The sequence below is a fragment of the Streptomyces sp. NPDC057654 genome (assembly GCF_042800135.1).
In the GTDB taxonomy this organism is placed as follows: Bacteria; Actinomycetota; Actinomycetes; order Streptomycetales; family Streptomycetaceae; genus Streptomyces.
In genome coordinates this window covers 1-3,602 of the sequence record NZ_JBHVHQ010000621.1, presented here as the reverse complement: position 1 = coordinate 3,602, position 3,602 = coordinate 1, and the positions used below count along the sequence as shown (strand labels likewise).

The following is a 3,602-nucleotide window of genomic DNA, read 5'->3' as shown; positions in this document are numbered from 1 at the left end:
AACAACGAGAGCGTGCAGCGGCTGGTGGAGCAGGAGAAGGTGGTCGCGCTCGTCGCCACCACGGCCCTCGACTACGCGGGCGCGCCCCGCGTCAGCGCGGCCGGTGTGCCGGACATCGGCGGGCAGCCGATCGGGGCCGCGTACGACACCTATCCGGGGCTGTACGGCATCTACGGCAGCAGCGCCCCGCGCGACGGCGAGCCCGGCTGGGACGGGCGGCTGTACGGCGGTACGGAGGTCTACCGCTACTTCAAGCGCGCGCAGGGGGCCCGTACCGCCGCCGTCGTCTCCTACAACCAGGCGTCCTCGGCCTCGTACGCCCGTCTCGTGACGCGTGGACTTCGGGCGGAGGGCTACGACGTGACCGGTGAGCAGGTGGATTTCGCGCTGCCCAATTTCCGGGCGGTCGCCGCGGACATGCGGGCCCGCGGCACGGATCTGGTCTTCGACGCGCTGGACACCCACGGCAACGCGCGGCTGTGCGAGGCGATGGACGCCGCCGGGGTGAAGGTCACCGCCAAGGTCACCAACGTGCAGAACTGGACGGCGTCCGTCCGCGAGGACTACAAGGGGGCTCCGGGCTGCCGTAACGCTCTGTGGGCGACGGGTTCCAGCCGAAATCACGACGAGATCGGTGATGGGGAAGTGCGTGCGTTCCGGGCGGGCATGGACCGGTACGCGCACAAGGCGCCGCTGTCGCAGTGGGCGTTGGAGGGCTGGGCCGCCGCCATGTGGTTCACCGACGCCGCCACGTCCTGTTCCGGTCCCGTCACCCGCGGCTGCGTACGGCGCTTCATGGAGCGCGGGACCCCCTATACGGCGCGCGGTCTGCTGCTCCCCGTCTCGTACGAGCACCTGGCCGAGCCGCCCACGAGCCGTCGTACGTGCCTGTCGGTGGCGCGCTGGCGGGACGGGGCCGGGGACGGGCAAAAGGGGGCGGGCGGCGGTGCGGGGCGCTGGGTCACCGAGGGCGGCGACATGATCCACAATTGCTTCACCGTCCCCCTCCTTGCCTACCGGCCGTAGCGCGGGAGAGAGTGAAAAGTTCCCGGTTTCACCTACCGATTTCCCATCGCTTCAAGAACGACTTGGTGAGCACGGTCAACCTCGGCCGCCGGGCGACAGTCTTATCTCAAGGTAGGCGGGCGAGTGGTAACGTCCGCTGAAAATTCCGCGGCATACGGGGTCGAATGCACCTTTCATTCCTTATCCACAATGCGTACGGCATCGGCGGGACGATCCGTACCACGTACAACCTGGCGAGCGCCCTCGCCGAGCAGCACGACGTGGAGATCGTCTCGGTGTTCCGCCACCGCGACGAGCCGATCCTCGCGCCGAGCGGCGGTGTGCGCCTGCGCCACCTCGTCGACCTCCGCAAGGACAGCCCCGCCTACGAGGGCGACAACCCCGAGCAGGAGCGCCCCGCCACCGTCTTCCCCGCCACGGAAGGCCGCTACAAGCAGTACAGCGCGCTCACCGACCGGCGGATCGCCGAGCACCTGCGCACCCTGGACTGCGATGTCGTCATCGGCACCCGCCCCGGCCTCAATGTGCACATCGCCCAGCAGGCCCGCCGCGGTCCCGTCCGCGTCGGCCAGGAGCACCTGACGCTCTCCACCCACTCGCCGCAGCTCAAGCGCACCCTGCGCACCGTCTACCCCCGGCTCGACGCGGTCACCACCGTGACCGAGGCCGACGCCGAGACCTACCGCAAGCTCATGAGACTGCCCGGCGTGCGCGTCGAGGCCGTGCCCAACTCCATCCCCGCGCCCGCGGTCGCCCCCGCCGACGGGACCGGGAAGTGGGTCGTCGCGGCCGGCCGGCTCGCCCCCGCCAAGCGGTACGACCTGCTCATCCGCGCCTTCGAGAAGGTCGTCGCGCAGCGCCCCGACTGGCGGCTGCGGATCTACGGGGCCGGGGCCGAGCGCGCCAAGCTGCGCGCCCAGATCGACAAGCGCGGCCTCTACAACCACGTCTTCCTCATGGGCCCCGCCAACCCCCTCGACCCCGAGTGGGTCAAGGGCTCCGTCGCGGCCGTCACCTCCAGCCTCGAATCCTTCGGCATGACCATCGTCGAGGCCATGCGCTGCGGCCTGCCGGTGGTCTCCACCGACTGCCCGCACGGCCCCGGCGAGATCATCGAGAACGGCGTCGATGGTCTCCTCGTGCCGACCGGGAAGGTCGACGCCATCGCCGACGGACTGCTGAGCCTCATCAACGACGACGAGCTCCGCCGCCACATGGGCCGCGAGGCCCTCGCGCGCTCGGAGCGCTTCGACCCGTCACGCATCGCCGGCCGCTACGAGTCGCTCTTCGGCGACCTCGTGGCCCGCGGCGCGCTGCGCGGCTCGCTGCACCGCACCCGCGGCGCCCTGCTGAGCAACGCGTTCCGCACCAAGGACGCCGGCAGATCAGCGTGGCGACGGGGGCGAGCCGCATGACGACCTCCGCCCCGCGTCACCACCCCGTCACCCCACCCGAGGAGCCCACCATCGTGTCTGCCCCGCCGCGCGCCGACTGCATCGCGGACTCCGCGGGCGGACTCACCTTCGACGTCGACGTCTGGGGCCGCCCCGAGTCCACCGGCGACTGGACGGCGGCGCTCGTCCTGCGCCGCCGCGTGGCGGACGCCGACGCCGACTCCGACGAGGTCCGCCTGCCCCTGTCGCCCAACGGCGACGGACGGCTCAGGGCCGTGCTGCCCAGCACGGTCGCGCTCCCCGAGGGCCGCTGGGACATCCATGTGGCCTGCGGCGAGGATGACGTCCGGCGGCTCGTGCCCGGCCTGAACGACCTGCGCTCGCTCGTCGACCGCACACCGAGCCAGAGCACCTCGCCGCTCGCCGTCCGCATCCCGTACGCGACCAAGCACGGCAACCTCTCGCTGCGCAGCTGGCTCCGCGTGCCGCACGCCGAGGCCGCCGACATCCAGATCGAGAGCACCGGCATAACCGCCCGCGGCGTCCTCTACCGCGTCCAGGACCCGCAGGCGTGGCTGGCCGGGGCCGTGGTCGAGGCCCGCTGCCGGCGCGACGCCGACCTGGTCCACACGGTTCCGACGACCGCCGAGGGCCAGGAGTTCGCCTTCACCCTGCCGTACGGGCCGCTGGCCGAGGCGTGGCGCGGCGGGCTCGACGTCTGGGACCTGTGGCTGCGCCCGGCCGACGGCGAGCCGGTCCGCATCGCCCGCATCCTCGACGACATCGCGGACAAGAAGCCGGTCTTCGTCTACCCGGTGCGGCCCGTCGCCGCCGATCACGCCCCCGCGCAGGCCGGTCCGTACTACACGGCGGACAACGACCTGTCGGTGCGGATCGACGAGCGCGAGCCCGCCGCCCGCTGACGCGCTCCGGGGAGCTTCTCCCGGGCGGCGGCCCGGGGAACCCGCGGTGCGAAAGGGCGGGTGCGAATGGGTATGGAACGCCCACCCAGGGGCACTCGAAGCCCCGGAGGTGCGAATAATGGTTCCAGTTCTTCTCGTTCTCCTGCTCGCCCTGATCCTCTTCGGCGCAGGTTTCGCGATCAAGGTTCTGTGGTGGGTCGCGGTGGCGGTCCTGGTGATCTGGCTGCTCGGCTTCCTCTTCCGGTCCACGGCCAACGGG

4 protein-coding genes are annotated in these 3,602 nt (G+C 71.7%); all 4 read left to right on the top strand.

What is annotated here, in order from left to right:
* On the top strand, positions 1-1,026 hold a 1,026-nt coding region (locus tag ACFU99_RS32115; RefSeq protein ID WP_384398727.1), incomplete at its 5' end, for an ABC transporter substrate-binding protein.
* Positions 1,027-1,190: 164 nt separating this feature from the next.
* Positions 1,191-2,441, top strand: a complete 1,251-nt coding sequence (locus ACFU99_RS32110; RefSeq protein ID WP_384398725.1) for a glycosyltransferase family 4 protein — start codon at positions 1,191-1,193, stop codon at positions 2,439-2,441.
* Complete coding sequence (locus ACFU99_RS32105) at positions 2,438-3,343, top strand: hypothetical protein (protein WP_384398723.1); 906 nt, start codon at positions 2,438-2,440, stop codon at positions 3,341-3,343. Before ACFU99_RS32110 ends, ACFU99_RS32105 begins: the two co-directional genes overlap by 4 nt.
* A gap of 118 nt (positions 3,344-3,461) precedes the next feature.
* Positions 3,462-3,602, top strand: a 141-nt coding sequence (locus tag ACFU99_RS32100) for a hydrophobic protein (RefSeq protein ID WP_384398733.1), incomplete at its 3' end; no start/stop codon positions are given.

Excerpts from the sequence above, each read along its gene's own strand:
- ACFU99_RS32110 (WP_384398725.1), top strand. The coding sequence starts at position 1,191 with ATGCACCTTTCATTCCTTATCCACAATGCGTACGGCATCGGCGGGACG.
- ACFU99_RS32105 (WP_384398723.1), top strand. The coding sequence starts at position 2,438 with ATGACGACCTCCGCCCCGCGTCACCACCCCGTCACCCCACCCGAGGAG.